This is a genomic window from Bacillus sp. EKM420B (assembly GCF_011065565.1).
GTDB classification, from domain to species: Bacteria; Bacillota; Bacilli; order Bacillales; family Bacillaceae; genus Bacillus; species Bacillus velezensis.
Map to the genome: position 1 here is coordinate 65,475 of NZ_JAAMNX010000001.1, position 23,997 is coordinate 89,471.

General features: G+C 47.5%; 23 protein-coding genes. 12 read left to right on the plus strand and 11 right to left on the minus strand.

The window, feature by feature from the left end:
• Window positions 1-19 precede the first annotated feature (19 nt).
• Window positions 20-1,534, minus strand: coding sequence for a mechanosensitive ion channel (locus G9F48_RS00390; protein WP_031378438.1), 1,515 nt, complete (start codon window positions 1,532-1,534; stop codon window positions 20-22).
• A gap of 169 nt (window positions 1,535-1,703) precedes the next feature.
• Between G9F48_RS00390 and G9F48_RS00395 the strand changes: the two genes are divergently transcribed.
• Window positions 1,704-3,110, plus strand: coding sequence for a SpoVR family protein (locus tag G9F48_RS00395; protein ID WP_165408853.1), 1,407 nt, complete (start codon window positions 1,704-1,706; stop codon window positions 3,108-3,110).
• Between the two features lie 37 nt (window positions 3,111-3,147).
• Here the strand turns inward: G9F48_RS00395 and G9F48_RS00400 are convergent, their stop codons facing one another.
• Window positions 3,148-4,527, minus strand: coding sequence for an alkaline phosphatase (locus G9F48_RS00400; RefSeq protein ID WP_165408854.1), 1,380 nt, complete (start codon window positions 4,525-4,527; stop codon window positions 3,148-3,150).
• 458 nt (window positions 4,528-4,985) lie between these two features.
• On the opposite strand from G9F48_RS00400, the gene G9F48_RS00405 reads away from it, so the two are divergent.
• Window positions 4,986-5,810 (plus strand): C40 family peptidase, encoded by an 825-nt coding sequence (locus tag G9F48_RS00405; protein ID WP_024085067.1) that lies wholly within the window; start codon window positions 4,986-4,988, stop codon window positions 5,808-5,810.
• A 68-nt stretch (window positions 5,811-5,878) separates the two neighbouring features.
• Here G9F48_RS00405 and G9F48_RS00410 read toward each other — a convergent pair whose 3' ends face one another.
• On the minus strand, window positions 5,879-6,754 hold the full coding sequence (locus tag G9F48_RS00410; protein ID WP_015239479.1) for a LysR family transcriptional regulator: 876 nt from the start codon (window positions 6,752-6,754) through the stop codon (window positions 5,879-5,881).
• A 109-nt stretch (window positions 6,755-6,863) separates the two neighbouring features.
• Between G9F48_RS00410 and G9F48_RS00415 the strand changes: the two genes are divergently transcribed.
• The 4 genes from G9F48_RS00415 (at window position 6,864) to G9F48_RS00430 (ending at window position 12,120) form a co-directional block, all read left to right on the plus strand.
• On the plus strand, window positions 6,864-7,967 hold the full coding sequence (locus G9F48_RS00415; RefSeq protein WP_165408855.1) for a citrate synthase/methylcitrate synthase: 1,104 nt from the start codon (window positions 6,864-6,866) through the stop codon (window positions 7,965-7,967).
• Between the two features lie 79 nt (window positions 7,968-8,046).
• Window positions 8,047-8,916 (plus strand): SDR family oxidoreductase, encoded by an 870-nt coding sequence (locus G9F48_RS00420; protein ID WP_165408856.1) that lies wholly within the window; start codon window positions 8,047-8,049, stop codon window positions 8,914-8,916.
• Between the two features lie 330 nt (window positions 8,917-9,246).
• Window positions 9,247-10,650, plus strand: a complete 1,404-nt coding sequence (locus G9F48_RS00425; protein WP_014304702.1) for an amino acid permease — start codon at window positions 9,247-9,249, stop codon at window positions 10,648-10,650.
• Between the two features lie 114 nt (window positions 10,651-10,764).
• A complete protein-coding gene (locus G9F48_RS00430; RefSeq protein ID WP_032874290.1) occupies window positions 10,765-12,120 on the plus strand; it encodes a sodium-dependent transporter in 1,356 nt (451 codons plus the stop codon).
• A gap of 36 nt (window positions 12,121-12,156) precedes the next feature.
• On the opposite strand, the gene G9F48_RS00435 is transcribed toward G9F48_RS00430, so the two are convergent.
• Genes G9F48_RS00435 through sigM form a run of 3 tightly spaced genes read right to left on the minus strand, consistent with a single transcriptional unit; the run spans window position 12,157 to window position 13,992 of the window.
• The gene (locus tag G9F48_RS00435) at window positions 12,157-12,447 is read right to left on the minus strand and encodes an anti-sigma-M factor (protein ID WP_003155315.1); all 291 of its coding nucleotides are present in this window, start codon (window positions 12,445-12,447) and stop codon (window positions 12,157-12,159) included.
• Window positions 12,435-13,511: an anti-sigma factor gene (locus tag G9F48_RS00440; RefSeq protein ID WP_109955173.1), complete on the minus strand. Its 1,077-nt coding sequence runs from the start codon at window positions 13,509-13,511 to the stop codon at window positions 12,435-12,437. The genes G9F48_RS00435 and G9F48_RS00440 overlap by 13 nt, the downstream gene beginning before the upstream one ends.
• The gene (gene sigM / locus G9F48_RS00445; RefSeq protein ID WP_003155312.1) at window positions 13,501-13,992 is read right to left on the minus strand and encodes an RNA polymerase sigma factor SigM; all 492 of its coding nucleotides are present in this window, start codon (window positions 13,990-13,992) and stop codon (window positions 13,501-13,503) included. Before sigM ends, G9F48_RS00440 begins: the two co-directional genes overlap by 11 nt.
• Before the next feature lie 238 nt (window positions 13,993-14,230).
• On the opposite strand from sigM, the gene G9F48_RS00450 reads away from it, so the two are divergent.
• Entirely contained in the window at window positions 14,231-14,830 is a 600-nt protein-coding gene (locus G9F48_RS00450; protein ID WP_003155309.1) for a lysophospholipid acyltransferase family protein, read from the plus strand.
• Between the two features lie 45 nt (window positions 14,831-14,875).
• On the opposite strand, the gene G9F48_RS00455 is transcribed toward G9F48_RS00450, so the two are convergent.
• On the minus strand, window positions 14,876-16,210 hold the full coding sequence (locus tag G9F48_RS00455) for a hemolysin family protein (RefSeq protein ID WP_003155308.1): 1,335 nt from the start codon (window positions 16,208-16,210) through the stop codon (window positions 14,876-14,878).
• A 61-nt stretch (window positions 16,211-16,271) separates the two neighbouring features.
• Window positions 16,272-16,697 carry a MerR family transcriptional regulator gene (locus G9F48_RS00460; RefSeq protein ID WP_014304704.1) on the minus strand — a complete coding sequence of 142 codons (426 nt, stop codon included), beginning with the start codon at window positions 16,695-16,697 and terminating at the stop codon, window positions 16,272-16,274.
• Between the two features lie 179 nt (window positions 16,698-16,876).
• Between G9F48_RS00460 and G9F48_RS00465 the strand changes: the two genes are divergently transcribed.
• The 3 genes from G9F48_RS00465 (at window position 16,877) to G9F48_RS00475 (ending at window position 20,956) form a co-directional block, all read left to right on the plus strand.
• Entirely contained in the window at window positions 16,877-18,061 is a 1,185-nt protein-coding gene (locus G9F48_RS00465; RefSeq protein WP_146276424.1) for a pyridoxal phosphate-dependent aminotransferase, read from the plus strand.
• 32 nt (window positions 18,062-18,093) lie between these two features.
• Window positions 18,094-19,338, plus strand: a complete 1,245-nt coding sequence (locus G9F48_RS00470; protein ID WP_165408857.1) for a beta-ketoacyl synthase N-terminal-like domain-containing protein — start codon at window positions 18,094-18,096, stop codon at window positions 19,336-19,338.
• Between the two features lie 229 nt (window positions 19,339-19,567).
• A complete protein-coding gene (locus tag G9F48_RS00475) occupies window positions 19,568-20,956 on the plus strand; it encodes a hemolysin family protein (protein ID WP_165408858.1) in 1,389 nt (462 codons plus the stop codon).
• Window positions 20,957-20,969: 13 nt separating this feature from the next.
• On the opposite strand, the gene crcB is transcribed toward G9F48_RS00475, so the two are convergent.
• Genes crcB through G9F48_RS00490 form a run of 3 tightly spaced genes read right to left on the minus strand, consistent with a single transcriptional unit; the run spans window position 20,970 to window position 22,439 of the window.
• Entirely contained in the window at window positions 20,970-21,329 is a 360-nt protein-coding gene (gene crcB, locus G9F48_RS00480) for a fluoride efflux transporter CrcB (RefSeq protein WP_077721998.1), read from the minus strand.
• Window positions 21,326-21,721 carry a fluoride efflux transporter FluC gene (locus G9F48_RS00485; RefSeq protein WP_070081569.1) on the minus strand — a complete coding sequence of 132 codons (396 nt, stop codon included), beginning with the start codon at window positions 21,719-21,721 and terminating at the stop codon, window positions 21,326-21,328. Before G9F48_RS00485 ends, crcB begins: the two co-directional genes overlap by 4 nt.
• A 1-nt stretch (window position 21,722) precedes the next feature.
• Window positions 21,723-22,439, minus strand: a complete 717-nt coding sequence (locus tag G9F48_RS00490) for a glycerophosphodiester phosphodiesterase (RefSeq protein WP_109566821.1) — start codon at window positions 22,437-22,439, stop codon at window positions 21,723-21,725.
• A 169-nt stretch (window positions 22,440-22,608) separates the two neighbouring features.
• On the opposite strand from G9F48_RS00490, the gene G9F48_RS00495 reads away from it, so the two are divergent.
• Window positions 22,609-22,713 carry a YhdX family protein gene (locus tag G9F48_RS00495; protein WP_003155299.1) on the plus strand — a complete coding sequence of 35 codons (105 nt, stop codon included), beginning with the start codon at window positions 22,609-22,611 and terminating at the stop codon, window positions 22,711-22,713.
• Between the two features lie 163 nt (window positions 22,714-22,876).
• Complete coding sequence (locus tag G9F48_RS00500; protein ID WP_003155296.1) at window positions 22,877-23,992, plus strand: mechanosensitive ion channel family protein; 1,116 nt, start codon at window positions 22,877-22,879, stop codon at window positions 23,990-23,992.
• Window positions 23,993-23,997 lie beyond the last annotated feature (5 nt).

The window sequence follows — 23,997 nt, forward strand, 5'->3', positions numbered from 1 at the left end:
TGAGCACACGTTTTTTTCGTTAAGACATCGGCGGCTTACGATCGTCAGCCGATTGATGTTTTTCAATTTTGCGATCCAATTTTGCGAGATAACGGGAGGCAAATTCTTTTCCGCCAAGCCCGAATGAAAGTCCGAAGGCAAGCGCGAAACCGCCCAGAATCAGAATAAACGCGGCATTTACGATCGTGTCGGCGACACCGAGCTGATCCAGCGCCATAAAGATTGAGAGAGTGATAATGGTATATTTGGCAAGCGGCGCCAGGAATCTGAATTCCTTTCCGCTCAGCATGCCGGCAAGCAGCCTGCTGACGAGCTGTCCGGCCAAAAGCCCGATTCCGAGAATAAATACAGCGGCCAGAACATTAGGCAGGTAAGCGATAATACCGGTTGCGATAACGACGAGAAATTCGAGATGAACAAGCTGCAGCGCCTCTGCCGTAAAGAGCAGGACGATGATGATCTGAACAATCATGCCGACCGTCTGAGAAAGCGTCAGCTTCGGGGTGCCCGCCTGTTCAAAGCCCATTTTACCGAGAAGAGAGTCGAAACCGGCCCGGTGCAGGAGCCCGGATACAATGCTGTTGACCCATTTTCCGACCCAGATGCCGGCGATGATCAGCACAATACCGATGATGATATTAGGGAGCATTGTGAAGACCGTGTGCAGCATGGCTGACGCCGGTTCAGAAATACCCGCCACATCAAGCCGGTCAAGCGCAGAGATGATCACCGGAATGAAAATCAGCACGTAGACAATCGTTCCGATGATTGCCGACAGGCTCGTATCCTTCAGATAAATAGAAAGCCCCATACGTGCGGCGAGCCTTTCCGTTCCGATACTCGCCAGAAAGTTTGTGACGATATCACGGACGAGACGGGCAACAAGCCAGCCGATTAAAACAATCAGCGCCGCGGCGAATAATTTCGGTATAAAGGACAAAACGCTTTGAATCATATTTGTAAACGGCCCTGACACTCCGCTGATCTGGAGAGCGGACAAGACGCCGGGCAGGAACAAGAGCAAGACGAAGTAAAAAACGATTCGTGAAGCAGCCGTAACGGATCTGCTCATCTCCGCTTCTTCAGACACCATTGTCCATTTTCTGAGCCGGCCGTTTTCAGCGAGTTTCATGCCCGCTTTTTTGACGAGATAGCTGAAAAGCGAAGCGGCCGCCCAGCCCACGAGCAGAATCAAGCCGGCTTTTAAAACGCTCGGCACAGCCGCCGTTATCGCCGACAGCATGCTGACAAAAGGCGAAGCCACGGTTGTCAGATGCAGAATGTTAAAGAATAGAATAAAAACGATGATTAATGCGATAAAATAAATGACTTTACTGATGACTTTTTCTGAGGAATAGCGAGCCGGCTTTTTTTCGGCAAACAGCCTGTCGTCGATTTTTGTTTTTTGCAGGCCTTTGTATACGGCTTTTTCAATGATTTTGGCAATGCCCCAGCCGATAAGCAGGACGAGCAGTGCAATGATCAGATTCGGGAGTTTGCTGAGATACGTCGTAAGCATGTCTGCTGTATTCAAGTAGAATCGCTCCTTTTCTTTTTGGGGTATGGTGTGTGTTTTACCCACTTACATATAAAGCAAACGGGGCGGATGTGCCGAAAGTTTTCAGTCGGAAACCGGCCTGTTATTTCATCTTTTGAGAGGAGGGGTCATACATTATAAATAAGTCCAAGTAGGGGGGATTCGCTTGAACGCGGAGGAGACAAAAGGTTTACAGCGGGCAATTGAGGAAATAACCGACATTGCGAAGGGTTTCGGCCTTGATTTCTACCCGATGAGATATGAAATTTGCCCGGCTGAAATTATTTATACATTCGGCGCGTACGGCATGCCGACGAGATTCAGCCACTGGAGTTTCGGCAAACAATTTCATAAGATGAAACTCCATTATGATCTCGGTTTGAGCAAAATTTATGAACTTGTCATTAATTCCAACCCTTGCTACGCTTTTTTGCTGGACAGCAATTCGCTGATCCAAAATAAATTAATTGTAGCCCATGTTCTTGCCCATTGTGATTTTTTCAAAAATAACTGCCGCTTTCAAAATACGAACCGGGACATGGTTGAGAGTATGGCGGCTGCGGCGGAGCGGATTAAGCATTATGAAAGAATTCACGGGATAAAAGAGGTGGAGTCCTTTTTAGATGCCATTCTGGCGATTCAGGAGCATATCGATCCGTCGCTTGTCAGGCCGAAGCTGCTGTGGAGCGTCGATGACGAAGAGGAGGACGAAGAAGAAACCGCGGCATCGCCTTACGATGATTTATGGGGAATGGATAAGCCGAAGCAGGTGAAAAAGAAAAAAGGGAAAAAACCGTTTCCGCCCCGGCCGGAAAAAGATATTCTGCTGTTTATCGAGGAACATTCGCGAGAGCTTGAACCGTGGCAGCGTGACATTTTAACCATGATGAGAGAAGAAATGCTGTATTTCTGGCCTCAGCTGGAAACGAAAATCATGAACGAAGGCTGGGCATCCTATTGGCATCAGCGGATCATCCGCGAGCTTGACCTGACTTCAGATGAAGCCATCGAATTTGCGAAGCTGAACGCAGGCGTCGTTCAGCCGTCAAAAACGGGAATCAATCCGTATTATTTAGGACTGAAAATTTTTGAAGACATCGAAGAGCATTATGACAACCCGACAGATGAAATGAAAAAAACAGGGGTAAAGCCCGGGTCCGGCCGCGAGAAAATGTTTGAGGTCAGGGAAATTGAATCGGATATATCGTTTATCCGCAATTATTTGACGAAAGATCTCGTCATGCGTGAGGATTTGTATTTATTCCAAAAGCAGGGCAGGGACTATAAAGTGATCGACAAAGAATGGAAGGCCGTGCGCGACCAGCTCGTGAACATGCGGGTCAACGGGGGATTTCCTTATCTGACCGTCAATGACGGGGATTACCTGAAGAATAATGAGCTTTATATTAAACATTGGTATGAGGGAATTGAGCTTGATCTGAAATACTTGGAGAAAGTGCTGCCGTATCTGTACCAGCTGTGGGGCAGGAGCGTGCACATCGAATCTGTTCTTGAAGACAGAGAAGTGATGTTCTCGTATGACGGCAAAGGAGTGCACCGGAGATATCTGTAAAAGAAGAAAGGATGCGGGGAAACCCCCGCATCCTTTTTTATTTTCCGTGTTTCAGGATGTGAAAAATCTTTTTGGCCTGGTCCGTGTTGTTTAAAAGCCCCGTAAATGACTCTCTTCCCGGACCGTATGCGTAAACGGGAACTTCTTCGCCCGTATGATCGCCGGTTGTCCAGCCGCTGTTGGTTTTCGCATTAAAAAGCTTAATGATCGCTTTGTAGACGCTCTTGTCAGTATCCTGTTTTGCGGCCGTTTCGATCTGTTTGATTTCCGCTTTTGACCATTTCAGGTCTGTATAACGCGCAAGCACGGAAGATACGGATTTGCCCGCTTTGATTTGGTCAGCCATAAATGCCGGGGTTTTCTTGGCGGCAAGAATCGGTTCAACATGCCAGTTTTTATCGTCATTCGCGCCGATCGTCAATCCGCCGGTGGTATGATCAGCCGTGGCAACGACAAGCGTATGTTTGTCCTTTTTGGCAAATGCGATCGCTGCTTTATACGCTTTTTCAAAATCCTTCATTTCACTCATTGCGCCGACTATATCATTGTCATGTCCCGCCCAGTCTATTTGGCTGCCTTCGACCATTAAGAAGAACCCTTTTTTATTCTTGTTCAGCCTGTCGATCGCCGCCGTTGTCATGTCTTCTAATGAAGGGACGGCGTTTGAACGGTCGATTGCTTTGTCGAGTCCGCCATCGGCAAACAGGCCGAGAATCTTCTTGTTACGGTCCTTTTTGAGCTCCTGTTTTGATGTCACGTAGCTGTATCCCGCTTTTTTGAAATCCTTTGTTACATTGCGGTCTTTACGGATAAAGTTTGATTTGCCGCCTCCGAGGAGCACATCGACTTTTTGTTTTCCGTTGATGCGGTCATCAAAGTAGCTGCTTGCGATCTCATCCATGTTCTTTCGGGATTTGTTATGGGCTCCGAATGCCGCAGGGGTGGCGTGGGCAATCTCCGAAGTTGCGACAAGTCCGGTGGATTTCCCTCTTTGTTTCGCTTCTTCGAGGACGGATTTGACCCGCTTTCCTTTTTTATCGACTCCGATCGCCGCGTTATACGTTTTCACGCCCGTGGCCATTGCCGTGCCAGCCGCCGCGGAATCGGTAATATTGGAATCAGGATCCTCAGGATAAGTCATCATCATACCGGCGAGATTGGGGTCGAATGCCGTCAGTTTCATACCATCCGAAGGCTTTCCTTTGTTAATGACCGAACGGTAGGCGTTCATATAGGGAGCGCCCATTCCGTCGCCGACCATGAAGATGACGTTTCTGATCTCGTTTTTGTCAGGCTGTTTTTTTGCCGCAGCCTGTTCAGAGTGCTGAAACCCCGCGCCCGCAATCAGACCGGCTGTCAGCACGGATACGGCTGCCGCCGGCAGAAGTTTTGATCGAACCTGTTTAAATAGACTCATTCTCACTCGTCCTCCTTTAATCGTGTCTGCATGTCTAATGGTAGGGGGTGTTTGTAAAGAGCGCCTGTTCCTCCTGTAAATTTCAGGTGAAACATTGTTAGAAATGTAAATTCCGGTGTAACTTATGTTTTCAAGAAAGGGTGAAAATCATTCACTTTTTTGAAAAAGACGAGGATTTTTTTAACAAGGAGTTATTTGGAAAGTAAACTGCTTTGTTTTTCCAAAATACGAGGATCACAGGAAAAAAACATGACAAATTGACTCGTTTTTCGTCACGTTTGAAATCAAATTGAAATATTTAATACCCTTAAAAACTTTTTTCAAAAACGAATTAGTAAGAAATTTGTCACGGGAAGTCAAGTCTATTTCTAGTGGAAATTGAACCTTATAATAGGAAACAGATAAAAACTTTAAAAAAGAGACACATAAAATAGATAGAATCATTCGGGGAGGAAAATATGAAAAAGCAACTTGTTACAGCAACAACGGCAGTGGTTTTGGGGACGACTTTGTTTGCGGGCGCGGCGTCTGCGCAAACGATTAAGGTAAAAAAAGGCGATACATTATGGGGACTTTCAAATCGGTATGGAACGTCAATTAATTCCATTAAATCTGAGAACAAATTAAAATCGGATATCATTTACATCGGTCAGACGCTTTCGATCAACGGTAAATCATCTTCAGGTTCAAATTCGGGCAGCAAGTCATCATCGTCTACATATAAAGTCGTAAAAGGCGACAGCCTTTGGAAAATTGCGAATAAATATAAAATGACGGTAAACCAATTAAAAAGTTTAAACGGTTTAAAAACGGACCTGATCCGCATCGGGCAAGTGCTTAAAGTAAAAGGATCAACTTCCGGTTCAGCGTCTTCAGGATCTTCGTCATCAAAGAAGCCTTCATCCAGCCATAATATTGCACAGACGAGCCTGAATGTAAACAAGCTGATTTCTGATGCGCAATCTTTAATCGGCACGCCGTATGTATGGGGCGGAACAACGACTTCCGGCTTTGACTGCAGCGGATTTATCTGGTACCTGTTAAACAAACAGACGAGTGTCGGCAGAACAAGCACTGCGGGATACTGGAGCTCAATGAAGAGCGTGTCCAGCCCGTCAAGAGGAGACTTCGTCTTCTTTACAACATATCAGGCCGGCCCTTCACACATGGGTGTGTACATCGGAAACAACAAGTTCATCCATGCCGGTTCTGACGGCGTCACAACAAGTGATCTGAATAACAGCTACTGGAAGCCGCGCTACCTGGGCGCGAAAAGATTCTAGCAGTGAGAGAAACCCGTTCATCCGAACGGGTTTTTTATTTAGACGGGGCAGAGCTCCATTTGTTTCACCTAAAAATGAAAATGTGATAAAAAATCTAAAAAGGTTTTCTTTTTTTCATTTTCATAGAGGGCGATGGCGTACGCGCCCGCGCTCGGCATCTGGGCGAATTCGCACGGAATTTCAATCATGCTGCCTGCGGCGAGTTCGGACCGTACCGCTGACAGCGGCAGAAATGAGACGCCCAGCCCCTCTTTAATAAATCGTTTCGTAATATGCGTCTGTGTCACCTTCATTGTTCTGACGAAAGGGAACTGTATTCTGACCTGGCGGAGCAAATCATCCCAATAGTCAGGATGGTTATGGGTCAAAAGCAGATATTGTCCGAACAGGTCTTTCACTTCATCCGCCTTCCCTGTCCCGGGTTTTCGGCCGGGTGGCGCGACGAGGACAACGGGGTCATTGTACAGGGGACGGCAAGTGAGGGAAGATGATTGCACCTTTAAGCAGCTCAGTCCGATATCGGCTGAGCCGTTTCTGATTTGAGAGGCGATTTCTTCCGATTCGAAAATGGTGACCGTCATTTCGGTTTCTTTATTGTCCTCTGTATAACGCTTCATGACAGACGGGAGAACGGTGTCGGCGATAAGCGGCGAAACAGCGAGTGTCAGCGTGTGCGAGTAGCCCTGGCGCACCCTGTGCAGCTCCGCCATGCTGTTTTCATAGTCTTCCAAAAGTCTCATGGCAAACGGCACGTATGCTTTTCCTTCTTCCGTCAATTGTATTTTCCGGCCGCTCCGCTGAAACAGCTTGCAGCTGATTTCTTTCTCTAATAATTTTATATGAACGGTGACGGTCGGCTGAGATAAAAAAAGCGTTTCCGCCGTTTTTCTGAAATTCTCATATTTTGCCGCGGTGACGAAGGTGTGAAGCCATTTAAAATCCATAGATGCACTCCTCTGATTAAAAGTTTTAATTAATTCCCTTAAAAATATTCATTATTTTTTAAATATTATATTTACTATAATAACAGAAAGAGGATAAGGGGGAATGAAATTGATTTATCGTGGATTGAAAGGGATTACTTGTGCAGAAACGGCGATCAGCCACATTGACGGAGAAAAGGGGCATTTAATATATCGCGGCTATGACGCGAAGGATATCGCATTGCAATTCAGTTTTGAAGAAGCGGCGTATCTCATTTTGAACGGGGCGCTTCCTGATGAGCGGCAATTGCTTGCGTTTCAGGAAGAACTTGCAGCCGAGCGCGGGCTTCCGAAACATTTGATCGGCTTACTGGAAACGCTTCCGGATGAAATGGACGACATGGCGGTGCTGAGAACGGCTGTTTCGGGTTTGGGCACAGATTCATTTACATATCCGCCCAAGCGGGAAGAAGCGATTAAACTGATTGCCGTCACACCGACGATTATTGCGTACAGATACCGCCGTAAACAAGGGCAGGAAGCGCTGTCACCCGAGGCGCGATACGGACACGTTGAAAACTATTTGTATATGCTGACAGGCAGGCAGCCGTCCGCAGCCCAAAAGAAAGCGCTTGAGACGTATATGATTCTGGCGATGGAGCACGGGATGAATGCATCGACTTTTTCGGCGAGAGTCACCGTTTCGACTGAATCGGACTTAGTGTCTGCCGTCACTGCCGCACTGGGTACGATGAAAGGGCCGCTGCACGGAGGCGCTCCTTCAGGTGTCACGAAAATGCTTGAAGACATCGGGGAAAAAGAAAATGCAGAAGCGTATTTGACAGCGAAGCTTATGAGGGGAGAACGCCTGATGGGCTTCGGGCACAGGGTGTACAAAACAAAAGACCCGCGGGCGGAAGCGCTGCGCATAAAGGCTGAAGAAGTGGCGGGAAATGATCCGTCGCTTGACTTGGCGCTTTATGTGGAGAAGGAAGCCATCCGCTTGTTAGAGCAATATAAGCCCGGACGGAAGCTGTATACGAATGTGGAGTTTTACGCAGCGGCTGTGATGCAGGCCATTGATGTCGACAATGATTTATTTACGCCGACCTTTTCAGCAAGCAGAATGGCAGGCTGGTGCGCACATGTGCTTGAACAGTCCGCTGACAACATGATTTACAGGCCGTCTGCGAAATACACCGGCGCTTTTCCCGAAACGGCTCAGCAGCTTTAATTACCGGCATATTTGTCCGTTTAACTCCCCGCACTGCGTGGTATCGTCTCAGTAATACCAATTGCAGGAGTGTGAGAATATGAATCCGATGGACAGACAGACGGAAGGACAAAAGCCGCAGGTGCAAAACCGCCAGCCCGGCATTGAGTCAGACATGGAGCCAAAACCGCTCTTGGAGGACCCGGATGTAAAAGGATCGGGCAGATTAAAAGGAAAAGTCGCCGTCATCACGGGCGGAGACAGCGGCATCGGCGCAGCGGCTGCGATCGCTTACGCGAAGGAAGGGGCGGATCTTGCCATCCTGTACCTAGACGAACATGCCGATGCCGAGAGAACGAAAAAGCGTGCGGAAGAATACCAGGCCGAATGCCTGTTAATTCCGGGAGACGTCGGTGATGAGACGCATTGTCAGAAGGCGGTCCGGCAAGTCTTAGATCACTACGGAAAAATAGATATTCTCGTTAATAATGCGGCTGAGCAGCATCCGCAAAACGGGATTCTTGATATTACGGCTGAACAGCTGGAGAAGACATTCCGTACAAACATGTTTTCTATGTTTCATATGACTAAAGCTGTGCTGCCTCATCTCAAAAGAGGGAGCGCCATCATTAATACAACGTCGATTACCGCTTATCAGGGAGACACATCATTGATCGACTATTCGTGCACGAAAGGCGGCATCGTTTCCTTTACGCGTTCAATGGCGATGTCATTGGCCGATCAGGGGATCAGAGTAAATGCGGTGGCCCCCGGGCCGATCTGGACCGCCCTGATTCCGGCAACGTTTACTGAAGAAAAGGTGGAAAAGCACGGTCTGGACACTCCGATGGGAAGACCGGGACAGCCTGCGGAACACGCCGGAGCTTACGTGCTTCTGGCTTCAGACGAATCTTCCTATATGACGGGGCAGACCATTCACGTAAATGGCGGCAGGTTTATTTCAACATAATACGCAAGTCTTATCCCGCACTTTTAAAAAGTGCGGGATTTTTATTTGATTACATATGAATACGATTTTTAAAAAATGGAAGTCTCCAGCCGAATCACTAATGTTAATATTTCACAGCAGAGAATCCGCTGAGTTCTGTTTTATGAAAACTGAAATAATATATAGAATTTTCAAAAAAGTTATTTTCATTTTTATATTTTTCGCTATAATATGATGTAGGAGAAAGGAATGATGTGCTGAAACATTTCATGCGAAAAATAAGAATTTAGTCATTATTGCTATTGTTGTCTGAATATTCTAACATATATTGATTTACAAGGAGTGAAGCAGATGAAGGGGAGCATATTCAGAAAGAAAAGCATTCAGGACCTGCTTGCCGCAACGGGCGGGGAAAAGTCGCTGAAAAGAGAGTTAGGGGCCTTTGATCTGACCCTTCTGGGGATAGGGGCCATCATCGGAACGGGAATTTTTGTATTAACCGGAACAGGCGCTGTCACGGCGGGGCCGGGGCTGACCGTTTCATTTGTCATCGCCGCTCTTGCGTGTTTATTTGCGGCTTTATCATATGCCGAATTTGCTTCAAGCGTCCCGGTTTCCGGTTCCGTCTACACGTTTACTTATGCGACACTGGGTGAACTTCTCGCATTTATCATCGGATGGGATTTAATCTTGGAATATATGCTCGCCGTCAGCGCGGTTTCGGTCGGCTGGTCCGGCTATTTTCAATCATTCTTGGCGGGCTTCGGCATTCATCTTCCGACTGCATTAACGGCCGCGCCGGGATCCATTAAAGGCACGGTCACATTCTTTAATCTCCCCGCATTTGTTATCGTGCTTGCGATTACATTCCTCCTCTACTTAGGCATTAAGGAATCGAAGCGGGTCAATAATATTATGGTCATTTTGAAGGTTCTGGTTGTTCTATTGTTTATCGCCGTTGCGGCCGTATATGTCAAACCTCATAACTGGCAGCCGTTTATACCGATGGGGTTCGGCGGTGTTTTCAGTGCCGCGGCGCTCGTTTTCTTCTCTTTTATCGGTTTTGACGCCGTCTCTTCCGCCGCTGAAGAAACGAAAAATCCGGCGAAGGATCTGCCGAAAGGAATTATCTTTTCATTAATCGTCTGCACCGTGCTGTATGTGACCGTATCGGCGATTATGACGGGCGTCGTTCCGTTTGCCCGCTTTGAAGGCGTTGACCATCCCGTGTCTCTCGTCCTGCAGATGGCCGGACAGAATTGGGTGGCCGGGATTATTGATATCGGCGCAGTGTTGGGAATGACAACGGTGATGCTCGTCATGCTGTACGGCCAGACGAGGGTGATGTTTGCCATGTCCCGTGACGGTTTGGTGCCGGGGGCGCTTTCAAAAGTCCATCCGAAGCATAAAACGCCGCACGTGGTGACATGGGTGTTCGGCATCCTGTCGGCATTACTCGGCTCGCTCGTCCCGCTTGATGAGCTGGCGAAGCTGGTGAACATCGGCACGCTTGCCGCATTTGTCCTGATTTCAGTAGCGGTTATCGTATTGAGAAAGAAACAGCCTGATCTGCCGAGAGCTTTTAAATGTCCGGGGGTTCCCTTTATTCCGATATTATCCATTCTGTTCTGCGTATTTTTGATTATTAACCTTGGCGCCACCACCATATTCCGTTTCTTTATCTGGCTGATCATCGGTCTGGTGATTTATTTCTTATATTCGAGAAAGCATTCGAAATTAAACGGGGATTTGTAAGGAGCGGCACCCGCCGCTCCTTTTTATTTTTCGGAATAATGAAACATATTGAAATGGGCTTAAGTTATCGCAGCGAATAAGGGATAATATAGGGCGGAAGGGAAGTGGAAAGTCGTGTCTGACCAAAAAAGGGTTCAATGGGCCTCAAAAATAGGATTTATTATGGCCGCTGCCGGTTCGGCGATCGGCCTGGGAGCCATTTGGAAGTTCCCTTACGTAGCGGGTACGAACGGAGGAGGCGCTTTTTTTCTTGTATTCGTCCTCTTTACCGTGCTTTTAGGCTATCCGCTTTTGCTCGGTGAATTTATTTTCGGAAGACGGAGCCAGACAAATGCGATTGATGCCTACAAACAAGCCGCGCCGAAGTCGGTATGGCACCTCACGGGTTATGTGGGTGTGGCGGCCTGTTTTTTAGTTTTGTCTTTTTACAGTGTTGTCGGCGGGTGGATTTTGCTTTATGTGTTAAAAGCTGTTACGGGTTCTTTATCCGGGCTCACTCAGGAGCAGTACGGAACGGTGTTCGGGACGGTCATTGAAAATCCGATCCAGACTCTCGCCGCGCAGCTTGTATTTATGATCATGACCGTGGCGGTCGTCGCAAAAGGCGTGCAGAAAGGGATTGAACGTGTCAGTGCGGTGCTGATGCCGGTTTTATTCGTGCTGTTTCTATTGCTTGTGCTGCGATCAGTCACGCTCGATCATGCCGTTGAGGGGATTAGATTTTTATTGGTTCCGCACTTTGAAGATTTGACGCCGGAATCCATCCTATATGCTTTAGGACAGGCGTTCTTTACATTAACGCTCGGCGTTTCGGTCATGGTGACATACAGTTCGTATCTGCCGAAAACCCAAAACCTTCCGGGATCGGCGGGTTCCATTGTTGTGATGAATGTGCTCGTCACGCTGTTTGCGGGACTGGCCATTTTTCCGGCGGTTTTTTCGTTCGGCTTTAAACCAGATGAAGGGCCTACACTGCTGTTTACCGTACTGCCGGCTGTGTTTGACCGGCTGCCGTTCGGCTCGCTGTTTTTTATCAGCTTTCTGGCGGTCTTTTTCTTCGCCGCGCTGACTTCGGCCTTTTCGATGGTGGAAATTATCGTAGCGACTGTCGGGAAAGGTGATGAAACGAAAAGGAAGAAGCTGTCGTGGACAAGCGGTCTGCTCATTTTCTTAGTCGGAATTCCGTCCTGTTTATCATACGGTGTTCTCGGTGATGTTCATTTGTTCGGAAAAACGTTTTTTGATCTAGCGGATTTCACAGTGAGCAATGTGCTGATTCCGCTCGGCGCTTTATTAATATCAATCTTCATCCCGCTGAAAATACCGAAGCGGGAGCTGTTCGCCGAGATGAAAAGCGGTTCCGCTATCGGCTATCGTTTCTTTCAGGTGTGGTATTTCCTTCTGAAATATCTCGTGCCGCTGGCTATCATCGTCGTATTGCTGCATTTAATCGGCGTTCTTCCATTTTAAAAAAACAGGCCCCCGTAAAAGGGCCTGTTTTTATGTTTAAAAACCGAATTGCAGATTCGTATCAACGGCAACGATCGTATATACACAGACAATGACGAAAAGGTTGAGGATGACACCGAGCAGTCCCGGGCCCGTCCGTCCTTTTTTAATAAACAGCTCAATGATGCCGAACGGCACGGCGGCCATCGCAAACGGCAGCATCTGATAAGAATAGAAAGTCACATTGCTGATGATTGCCACATTCAAAAGCAGCAGCGACAAAATCGCGGTACCGACTGATATCCAGCCGAAAACATTATGCTCTTTAAAAATTCTTACCAATTCCATAATTCCACCTCACCGATGTTTGCTGCTTTTACTGTTTTGTTTTTCAGCAGACGTTCGATTTCTTTTGTCGGCCCCGTCACGACAGAGCCGTATACGTTCATTCCGTGATGTTCAACATAGTCGATTCGGCTGCCAAGATTCATGTCTTTGCGTTTCGATATTGCATGAGCCCATTTTTTATGGCGGGACATAAATTCAAGGGCATTGATAAATTGTTCACGGTCTGTCTGTCCTTGCGTTTCGAAAGAGGACACCATCTTGGAATCTTTCCCGGGAAATCCTAACGGCTCGGCATAGGGACTGTCTTTCAGATTTTTCTCCGTTTCGACCGCGTTCCATAAAAACTTCACATCGTATTTTTTAAAAGTTGAATATACTTGGGAAGAAGGGTAGGCCCGGTCATAAGAAAGATAGACCTCCGCCACGCTTCCTTCAGGCAATTTTTTTAATGTCTGTCCGGCTTTGTCAATCGTGCGTTCCTTTAAGCCGGAAGGATGGGCGAAATAATGTTTTGACTGTGCCGCGTCTAGATCATAGTAGTTAACGGCAGGCGATTTGACCTTATCTAAAAACATTTCAATCCGTTCCCCGCCGACGGATTTCGTTTTTGTGCCGATCTGCTTTTGCAACGGAAACTCTGTATTCATTCCAAACAGCTTCACCTGGCTTTTCAGTCCCGAGGTATCGACGAGGACGTTCGGCATGGTGGTCGCCACCGTCACGGCCGCGGTTTCCATTAATTGATTGCCGGTGCTTTCCTTTCCTCCCAGACCGTAATAGAGGTAGCTTCCCAAAGTGCAAAGCGGCAAAATCATCAAAGTGGAGATGACGGCGAGAACTGAAATCCGCAAATACGATTTGCGTTTTCCGTATGACAAAATGGCCTTCTGTTTTTCCGGGCTGATGCCGACGTCCCATTCCCGGTCGTCCTGCATTTCGCTTTCAATCAACTCCTGATAGACTTCCAGCTTTTCCAGCTCTTCTTCAAAGGCGGCCATTTCCCGGTCGCTCATTTCTCCATTTTTGTATTGGTAAAAACGCTTTTTAAATTCTTCATTCATCATTAACACCTCTATTATAAAGTGCTTTCAGCCGCTGTCTGGCACGAAATAAAACACTTTTAAAATTAGCCTCTGAAATATTCATAATATGGGATGCTTCTTTGTAATTCAGTTCTTTTAAATAATACAGTGTTAAGGCCTCCCGATAATTGTCGGGAAGTTCGGACATATACCCTGTCAGCACTTCCTTGATTTCAATCTGATGAGCCGGGCTTTGAACAGCCGTCTGAAAAAGGCTCCCAATTAAGTCATCGGAAATGGTCACTTCCTTTTTATGTTTTCTGACATAATCTATAAACGCATTTCTCGCCACTTGAAAAAGCCATGGCTTTACTTTGCTGTGGTCGTAGGAGTGAATGTGTATGTATGCCCTCATAAAGGTTTCCTGCAGCAAATCTTCAGCGAGATGCTTGTCTTTTGTCATGGAGAGCAGGAACCGGTAAACATCATTCATATACATTTGGTAAATTTCATCGATCGTCACTGCCTTTTCTCCCCTCTATGTTATACACGCATAAGAAAGGTTTAAAGTTGCACGTTCCATGCAAACGGCTTAAATTCATTTTCACCTCATCAAACACCATTTCTCTATAGTACCCAAAATCCGTCATAAAAGATAGAGATCGGCGGAGGAAAAATATATTTATTAGTACCAGGTAATAAAAAATATTGTTATAATAGAGAGAGAACACTTTTGATCATTACAACAAAGGAAGTGCGTTATGTATAAGTTTTGTGCAAATGCCATCAAATTCATTCTTTCTCTGCGCGGAGGAGTCAAAGTATACAATAAAGAGAATCTTCCGTCTGATAAAGGATTCGTTATCGCGTGCACGCATGCGGGCTGGGTGGACGTCCTCACGCTCGGTGTCGGGATATTGCCCCATCAGATTCATTATATGGCGAAAAAAGAGCTGTTTCAGAAAAAGTGGATCGGAAGTTTTTTAAAGAAGATTCACGCGTTTCCGGTTGATCGTGAAAATCCGGGTCCGAGCAGCATTAAAACGCCGATTAAGCTTCTGAAGGAAGGGAAGATTGTCGGGATTTTTCCGAGCGGCACGAGAACTTCTGAAGACGTCCCGCTGAAAAGAGGGGCCGTGACCATCGCCCAAATGGGGAAAGCGCCGCTCGTTCCGGCCGCATATAAAGGGCCGTCTACGGGAAAAGCGCTGTTTAAAAAGGGAAAAATGCGGCTTATCATCGGCGAGCCGATTTTTTTGGAGGACTTTTCCGATCTTGCGCCGAAGGAGAGGCTTGCGGCCATGACAGAAGAGCTGAATGCCAGAATTAAAGAGCTTGAGAAAAAACTTGAACAACTGTAAATGAAAAAAAGCTTGCCGTCTGTATCAGACGCGCAAGCTTTTTTGTTATGCTTCTTTTTGTTCGGCGGTTTCCAGCAGTTCATCAAACGCCAGTTTTTTCACTTCGATATATGCGACGTGGTGGCCGTCAATTTCATTAATGATAAATTCGCAGCCTTCTTCGATAATCGAGTCGTATTGTTCGACGTCGTATTTCTGGGTAAGGAACCAGCCGCCGATGGTGTCGACCTCGTCATTTTCCAAATGGATGCCGAGGAGTTCGTTCACTTGATCAATCAGGACCTTGCCGTCAAGCATGTAATGGCCGTCGCCGAGTTTGCGGATTTCATTGATTTCATCGATATCAAATTCATCACGGATTTCCCCGACGATTTCTTCAATAATGTCTTCAACGGTGACAAGCCCCGCGGTTCCGCCGTATTCATCCGACAGAATCGCCATATGGACCCGTTCCTTCTGCATTTTTACAAGCAGATCGTGAATCGGTGCCGACTCAATCACATGGATGATCGGATTGACAAAATCCGTAATCGGCGAGTCGACTGATACTTCGCCGCTGATGCAGGCGGTCAGCACTTCTTTAATGTTAATAACGCCGATAATATTATCTTTGTCACCCTCTTCGACAGGGTACCGGGTATATTTTTCAATCTGAATGATATCCATCATTTCAGAAATTTTGATATCATGCGGCAGACTGACGATTTCCGTACGCGGAATCATGATTTCTTTTGCAAGTCTGTCGTCAAATTCAAAGATTTTGTTCACATATTTAAATTCAGACTGGTTGATTTCACCGCTTTTATAGCTTTCCGATAAAATGATGCGCAGCTCTTCTTCAGAGTGGGCAAGCTCATTTTCAGACACCGTCTCCAGACCGAACGTCTTCGTTAAAAGACGGGCGGAGTTGTTCAGAAGCCAGATAAACGGGAACATGATGCGGTAAAACCAAATGAGCGGTTTCGAAAACAGCATTGAAACGGCTTCCGCTTTCTGGATGGCGACTGTTTTCGGCGCTAATTCTCCCACGACCACGTGTAAGAATGTAATGATCGCATAGGCGAGAATAAATGAAATAATATGCGATAATGAGCTTGGTACGTTTATCTTTGTGAAAAGCGGGTGAAGCAAGCGTTCAATCGTTGATTCGCCTAAGACACCAAGACCGATGGAAGTCAATGTTATGCCGAGCTGGCACGCCGATAAATACTCATCTAAATGCGTGGTCACTTTTTTGACACCGATTGCGGCTTTATTTCCTTCTGCTATAAGCTGGTCAACCCGTGAGCCTCTGATTCTGATTATCGCAAACTCAGATGCTACGAAAAATGCCGTCAGCGCGATTAAAACCGCGACTAAAATCAAATTCACAATGTCCAATTAGAACCTTCACTCCTTTTGGGAAGATGAAGGTAACACCTCCTGTTAGTAAGATAATGGTTTAACTTAACAGCAGCATAAATGATTGAAGCACTGCAAGCTTTTCAGGAGCCAGCCTTTTTTTCAGCTGGGCGCGCTCCTCTGGTTCAAGCTTTTCAAACCGATTCAAGATCCCGGAGATGTTTTGATTCATGTGATCAATTTCCGATGCCAGGTTTCCAACATCGTCAGGCAGGGCTGAAGAGGGAAACTGGTTCTCCAGTCGATCTTTTATATCAGACAGGGCCAATCGCTGCTTTTTACAAGCGACTATAAACTTTAACCGATTAAGTGCAAGTGTATCGTAGTAACGATAGTTCGAACAAGACCTGTCAGGCTTTAAAAGCCCGAGGTTTGTGTAGTAATCCACCGTGCGTTTCGTTACACCGGCAAGCTCTGCTAATTCACTGATGCGATAAGTCTCAGCCCCATCTAAATCCCTCCCCAACCATCACGTTATAGTTATGAGAATAGTTTAATATATGAAGGGGAGTTTGCACAAGTTTATTGTTTTCCGTCTTTCTCCTGAAACGGGGCGGCAGGCTGTCTGAAAAAGCGTTGACTGCGCCATGTAAATCTTTCATAATCATTGTAAATAGAAACGGCAGAAAAAGACAGAAGGGACAGATGACAGTGGCCGGTTTATCAAGGGAAGTGACACAGAATCTGGAGAAAGGTTCATGGATACGCAAACTATTTGATGAAGGCGCTCGGCTGAAAAAAGAGTTCGGCGCCGATAAGGTGTTTGACTTTTCGATAGGAAATCCGGTTGCGGAGCCGCCTGAAACATTTAAAAAGGCGCTATGCGAAGCGGCTGAAACAGGACGGCACGGATACATACAAAACCAAGGGCTTCCGGAGGCGAGAGAAAAGGTTGCCCGCTTTTTGTCAGAGCGGTTTCAGACAGAAATTTCCGCCAGGCATACAGTTATGACGGTCGGAGCCGGCGGGGCGCTGAATGTCGCGCTGAAGAGCATTTTAAACCCGGAGGAAGAAGTCATCCTTCTTTCGCCTTATTTTGCGGAATATAAAGCGTATGTTGAAAATTACCGCGGCAGACCCGTCATCTGCCCGCTGACTGACTCATTTGAGATTGATATTGAAGCGGTTAAAGGTGCGATCACACCCCGTACGAAAGGACTGATCGTCAATACGCCGCATAATCCGACGGGGACTGTGCTCAGCCAGAAAAACCTTAACGAATTGGGCGCCTTATTAAAAGAAGCCGAAGAGCGGAACGGCCAAAGCATATTTATTTTATTTGATGAACCGTACAGCCAGCTGATTTACGGAGAAGAGCAGGCGAATCCGTTTCAGGCGTATCACCGCGTGATTTTAGTCAGTTCGTTCAGTAAAGATCTCGGCATTGCGGGGGAAAGGCTCGGGTATATCGCGGCGGACGCCCAAATGCCTGAGGGCGATCTTCTGACGGATGCGTTCGTTTTCTGCAACCGGACGCTCGGCTTTGTGAACGCTCCGGTCATGATGCAGCGCGCCGTGGCGAAAATGGATGATCTTTCGATTGACGCTGAACCTTACAGAAAGCGGAGAGACCTTATGGTGGACATCCTCACAGAAGCCGGCTTCGAATTTGAAATGCCGAAAGGAGGCTTTTTCGTCTTTCCGAAATCACCGATTGAAGACGAGGTGGCGTTCTGCATGCATGCCGCACAGAAATACAAACTATTGATCGTACCCGGCAGCGGATTTGGAAAAAGCGGCTATTTCCGATTATCTTTCAGCGTGCCTTCGGAACAGATCAGACATTCGCGCGATATTTTCAAAGCACTGTATCAAGATTTTTCTTCATAGCTTCCAATACATAAAGATGGGAGAACGGACACATGTCGAGGAGAAATAATGGCACGTCAGACATCAGCATTACAGGAATCGGAGTCTTAACCGCGGTCGGACAAGGCAAGGAGGCGTTTCTCGCTGCGCTCATGGAGGGGCGGCACGCCTTTGATGTGATGAAACGCCCCGGCCGGCAGAAAGGCAGTTCGTTTATCGGCGCGGAGCTTAGCGAATTAACGCCGCCGGACGCGCTGTCGAAGCGCTTGTACCGAAGGGCCGCATTATCAGGAAAGACGGCGCTTATCGCTTTATATGAAGCGTGGCATGACGCTCAATTAGACGGCGCTGATCACAGCCGCACCGGTCTGATCATCGGCGGGTCGAATATGACGCAGCGCGAATTGCTGCAGGCCTTTGAGAAAAACGGTGAAACGCCGCAATTTGTAAATCCGACATACGGGCTTTCTTTTATGGATAGTGATTTGTCGGGGCTTTGCACGGAGCAATTTGGGATAAAAGGGCCGGCCTTTACGGTCGGCGGCGCGTCGGCAAGCGGCCAGGCGGCGGTTATCCAGGCTGCTCAAGGAATCATAGGAGGCCTGTTTGACCGGTGCATCGTGATCGGGGCGCTGGCCGATCTGTCGTACATGGAGTGTCACGCTCTCCGTTCTTTGGGAGCGATGGGCACTGATACATACTCTGAACGGCCTGAAGCCGCCTGCCGCCCGTTTGACCGGCATACGGACGGGTTTATATTCGGAGAGGCGTGCGGGGCGATTGTGCTGGAACGCGCTGAATCTGCCGAAGAGAGGGGCGCACGATCGTGGGCCGGCTTAAAGGGCTGGGGGATGGCTTCCGATGCGAACCGCAACCCGAATCCTTCAGCAGAGGGCGAAATGACGGTGATCCGCCAGGCGCTGGAGCGGGCCGGTCTTTCAGCGAAAGAGATCGATTACATCAACCCGCACGGCACTGGTTCGCCGATCGGAGATAAGACTGAATGCCGGGCGCTTTCTGAAAGCGGCCTGTCGCACGCGCGGATTAATGCGACAAAATCGATTACCGGACACGGTCTGAGTGCGGCCGGAACGGTGGAAATCATTGCTGTTCTCTTGCAAATGCGGGAAAACAAGCTTCATCCGATCCGAAACTTAACGGAGCCGATTGACGATTCATTTCAGTGGGTGACCGACGGGCCGAGCGCCCATACCGTACACCATGCGTTAAGCTTAAGCATGGGATTCGGGGGGATTAATACGGCGCTTTGTTTAGAAAATCATTTCCGAAGCAGATAACGGCAGCCTTCTTTTTGAAGGCTGTTTTTATATGGTGAAAAATCTGAAAATGATGAAAGAATGGAGTTGTGATACAATAAACTATACAAATGACAATCATGCTTTGACTTAGGAGGTGGCAGGATGGGGCCCTCTGTGTAGTCAATCACCCATTTCGTTCCTCTCGCTTAAGAAAAAACGATGAAATCAGGAGGTGACGTCCTTATCCTTCAATTCGGGATAAGGTGAAATGGACGATATTGACAGTTTGATTTTAATCGGTGTGCTCATTGCGTTAACGGCATTTTTCGTGGCGAGTGAATTTGCGATCGTCAGAGTGAGGAGATCCAGAATCGATCAGCTCATCTCAGAAGGGAACAGACGGGCGGTGCTCGCAAAGCGTATCATTACGGATCTTGATGAGTATTTATCCGCCTCGCAGCTTGGCATTACACTCACATCCATCGGGCTCGGCGTACTGGGAGAGCCTGCATTTGAGCGGATGCTTCATCCTGTGTTTCAGGGCATGGGGCTTCCGGATTCAGCCGAGCATGTGATTGCTTTTGCTGCGGCGTACGGGCTGATTACGTTTTTACATGTCGTCGTCGGTGAGCTTGCGCCTAAAACGGTTGCGATTCAAAAAGCGGAAAAGCTGACGTTATGGATTGCCGGACCGCTTCGGTTATTTTACGTGTTCATGTTCCCGTTTATTTGGGTGCTGAACGGCTCCGCGAGAATTCTGACCGGTTTGGCCGGATTAAAGCCGGCATCTGAGCATGAAGGCTCCCACTCTGAAGAAGAGCTGCGGATCCTGCTGTCAGAAAGTTTAAAAAACGGAGAAATCAATCCGTCTGAATATACATTTGTGAATAAAATTTTTGATTTTGATAATCGGATCGCCAAGGAAATCATGATCCCGAGAAAAGAAATCGCGGCTGTTTCCACTGATATGGACGTGCCGGAAATGCTTGATATGATGCTGAAAGACAAATATACGCGCTGGCCCGTAACGGACGGGGACAAAGACAGTGTCATCGGCATGATCAATACGAAGCATCTCTTTTCAGATCTGCTGTTTATGACAGAAGATGAAAAAGCGGAAGTATCCATCACGTCTTACGTCCGCCCGGTGATTGAAGTCATCGAGACGATCCCGATACACGACCTGCTGATAAAAATGCAGAGAGAACGGATTCATTTGGCGATATTGTCTGATGAATACGGCGGAACGTCCGGTCTTGTGACGACCGAAGACATACTTGAAGAAATCGTCGGCGATATCAGAGACGAATTTGATGAGGACGAACAGCCGCAGATTCAAAAGCTGTCCGAACGCCATTATGTGCTGGACGGAAAGGTTCGGATCGATCAGGTGAATCATCTTCTCGGCGCAGAGATTGAAGAGGAAGTCGATACGATCGGCGGTCTTGTGCTGAAACGGAATATTGACATTTGTGCGGGTGAGTCGATACAAATCGGGGGATACACTGCCCTCATATTAGAAATGGACGGCCGGTTTATTAAACAGCTTGAACTCAAAGAAGAACAGGGCCGCCCGGGCGATCAGGGGACAATAAACCGCCCGCTGCCCGTGCCTGAAACGGTCATGCTTCATAACGCAACCTTGAGCGAAAAATAAGCTCAAGGTTTTTTTAAATGGTTATCATAACAAAGCCGCACCAGAACGCCAAAAGGCTTCCGGCTGCTGAAACAGCGATGTAGAGCAGGCTTTCCTTTATGCGGTTGTTCATCATCAGCTGCACGGCTTCAATACTGAATGTGGAAAAGGTCGTAAACGCACCGAAAAAGCCCGTCGCAATGATGATGCCGGCAGAAGGATTATCCAGACCCAATCCGGTGAATATGCCGAGGCCGAAGGAGCCGAGCAGGTTGACCGCAGCCATTCCAAGCGGAATCGGAAAACCTTTTGTTCTTTCTGAAATTGTTTTACCCAGCAGAGACCGTAATACCGCTCCGATACCCGCTGCGATAAGCATCAGGACAATCGTCATGGCGTATCATGCCCCCTTCCCGCTGCGTGAAGGGCAATCCGCCGTCCCCAAAAAATGCCGGCGTATGCAAGGGCAAGACCAGCGAATAAAGTCGCGGCAGCATAACAAAAAGCCGCTGCGGGAGACGATTGCAGCAGAAAAATGGTTTCTTTTGCGAAGGTTGACATCGTCGTGAAACCTCCGCAAAAACCGGTTCCTAAAAAGGCGGTCAAAAGAGGGCGTTTAGCCCGAATGATGAAATAACCCGTAATAAGACCGAGTAAAAGGCTCCCCGCCGCGTTTTCGAGGAAAGTGGCACCAGGGAAAGATCCGCTGTGAATGTGCGCGCTCATTTCAAAGCGGAGCAATGCGCCAAGCGCGCCTCCGATAAAAATTGCGATGTATTGTTTCATATCAGCCGTCCTTAGAAATAATATCCGGAAAATCAGTTACAATGCCGTCAACTGCCATCATTTGCAGCTTTTCGGCCGTCTTGTGATTTCTGACCGTCCAGGCAAATACTTTCAGGCCGTGTTTGTGAGCGGTGGAAATCAAGAACCGATTCAGGCGGGTATATTTAATATTGACATAATTTGCGGCTGATTTGTAAGCGGCCAGCTGGCTTTTGGAAAACATCCCGAAGCTGGGTCTTGCGATAATTGCAGTCGGAACGGACGGATACATGTCGTGAAAGGTCTGAATCGACTTGAGACTGAATGATTGAACGATAGGATAGATGGAAAAGGTAAACCTGCTTAACAGCTGGCCGACTGCTTTTTCAAGACCGACTTGAGAAATGTGCCCTTTCAGTTCAATTAAAAAACCGATTTCAGAATGATAACGCTCCAGAACCTCTTCGAGCAGGGGAATCCGCTCCCCTTTAAACTCAGCCCCATACCAGCTGCCGGCGTCCAGAGACTGCAGCTTCTTCAGCGTAAAATCTTTTACAAAACCGGAGCCGTCCGTCGTCCGGTCGACTTTGTCATCATGGATGACGACAATCTGGCCGTCTTTTGTGAGCTGGACGTCAAGCTCAATGAAATCAGCGTTCATTTCGGCAGCGATATCAAATGCCGCAAATGTATTTTCGGGCGCGTAACCGGATGCGCCGCGATGAGCGATGGTATACAAGCTTGTCAGCTCCCCTCATGGGCATTTCTGTTATTATATCAGATTCGTATATGCACAGCGATTCAAACTGGTGAATGTGCAAAACAGTATTTTTTTGGAATAAAGATAGTGCTTTTTTCGGTTTACAATCCGCAGTGATGTTTTATAATGGCAAAAAGGAGGCGAGATCATGGGAAAAGGGAGATTGAAAGTGGAAGAAAGAATTAAGGCCGAAACCGATGCTGAAATCCAAAAAGCGACTCTCCTGAAACAGACACAATCAAAGAAGAAATAGTGCCTGACCCTGTTGTATCTGGCTGAAAGATGAACGAATGTGTGAAAAACCCCGGCTGTGTTCTGATGCCGGGGTTTTTCAGGCTGCCTAAAGACAATAAAACAGGCTGATGTCCGAATGTTTTAGTATAATAGATTTTCGACAAGACAAAGGAGCATATGCCATGATGACACAATTTCAGAGCTTTTTTACTCTTGACCATATTTTGCAGATCAGTATCAGCATCGGAATTTTAGCGGCTTTTCTCGTTTTGAGAAAACTGTTTGTCAAATACTTTTTTCAGCTCATTTACAAATTGGCGAACAAGCCGAAAACCGACATATTCAAACAGATTGCCGTAGCGTTTGACAAGCCGGCCAGATGGTTTTTCGTGGCGCTGGGTCTGTTTTTGGCGATTGAGTATTCGCCGTTTTTAGACGGGCAGATGGACATTGTCAAAAAAATGTACCGCTCTTTGATCATAGCGCTGATCGCCTGGGGGCTTTGCAACCTGACATCGGCGTCTTCGTTTTTATTTCATAAAGTCAATCAGCGCTTTGAGCTGGATATGGATGACATTTTGGCGCCGTTTTTATCCAAGGTGCTGCGCTTTGTTATTCTCGCGCTCAGCGTCAGTGTGATCGCGCAGGAATTCAATTATGATGTAAACGGGTTCGTGGCCGGACTCGGACTTGGCGGCTTGGCCTTCGCGCTTGCGGCTAAAGATACGATCAGCAATTTTTTCGGCGGCATTATCATCATTACGGAAAAGCCGTTTACGATCGGCGACTGGGTCGAGACGTCATCTGTGACGGGGGGCGTTGAAGATATCACATTCCGAAGCACAAGGTTCCGGACGGCGCAGGGGGCGCTTGTTACCGTACCCAATTCAACGCTGTCCATGGAAGCCATCACAAACTGGACGAGGATGACGAAGCGCCAGGTCACGTTTTCCGTTCGTGTTTCTTATGCGACGCCGATTGATCGTTTAGAGCGGTGCATCACAAGGCTCAGAGAAATGCTTCGTGAACATGAAGGCGTGCATGATGATACGATTATGGTTAACTTTGACGTGTTTGCGGACAGCTATTACAATCTGTTTTTCAACTTTTACACAAAGACCATCGTCTGGGCGGAAAGCCTGGACGTGCGGCAGGATATCAACCGCCGGATTATTGATATTTTTGCTGAGGAAGGCGTGGAGTTCGCCTATCCGGGCCAGAATGTATTCGTAAAACAGAAGAGCCACGATGATCCGGTTCATGTGAAGGATCATTCCGGAGAAAAAGAACGGGCATAACAGGC

Coding starts and splice junctions, on each gene's coding strand:
- G9F48_RS00400 (WP_165408854.1), bottom strand. CDS start 4,527: ATGAGTCTATTTAAACAGGTTCGATCAAAACTTCTGCCGGCGGCAGCC.
- G9F48_RS00405 (WP_024085067.1), top strand. CDS start 4,986: ATGAAAAAGCAACTTGTTACAGCAACAACGGCAGTGGTTTTGGGGACG.
- G9F48_RS00410 (WP_015239479.1), bottom strand. CDS start 6,754: ATGGATTTTAAATGGCTTCACACCTTCGTCACCGCGGCAAAATATGAG.
- G9F48_RS00420 (WP_165408856.1), top strand. CDS start 8,047: ATGAATCCGATGGACAGACAGACGGAAGGACAAAAGCCGCAGGTGCAA.
- G9F48_RS00425 (WP_014304702.1), top strand. CDS start 9,247: ATGAAGGGGAGCATATTCAGAAAGAAAAGCATTCAGGACCTGCTTGCC.
- G9F48_RS00435 (WP_003155315.1), bottom strand. CDS start 12,447: ATGGAATTGGTAAGAATTTTTAAAGAGCATAATGTTTTCGGCTGGATA.
- G9F48_RS00440 (WP_109955173.1), bottom strand. CDS start 13,511: ATGATGAATGAAGAATTTAAAAAGCGTTTTTACCAATACAAAAATGGA.
- G9F48_RS00450 (WP_003155309.1), top strand. CDS start 14,231: ATGTATAAGTTTTGTGCAAATGCCATCAAATTCATTCTTTCTCTGCGC.
- G9F48_RS00465 (WP_146276424.1), top strand. CDS start 16,877: ATGACAGTGGCCGGTTTATCAAGGGAAGTGACACAGAATCTGGAGAAA.
- G9F48_RS00470 (WP_165408857.1), top strand. CDS start 18,094: ATGTCGAGGAGAAATAATGGCACGTCAGACATCAGCATTACAGGAATC.
- G9F48_RS00475 (WP_165408858.1), top strand. CDS start 19,568: ATGGACGATATTGACAGTTTGATTTTAATCGGTGTGCTCATTGCGTTA.
- crcB (WP_077721998.1), bottom strand. CDS start 21,329: ATGACGATTGTCCTGATGCTTATCGCAGCGGGTATCGGAGCGGTATTA.
- G9F48_RS00485 (WP_070081569.1), bottom strand. CDS start 21,721: ATGAAACAATACATCGCAATTTTTATCGGAGGCGCGCTTGGCGCATTG.
- G9F48_RS00495 (WP_003155299.1), top strand. CDS start 22,609: ATGGGAAAAGGGAGATTGAAAGTGGAAGAAAGAATTAAGGCCGAAACC.
- G9F48_RS00500 (WP_003155296.1), top strand. CDS start 22,877: ATGATGACACAATTTCAGAGCTTTTTTACTCTTGACCATATTTTGCAG.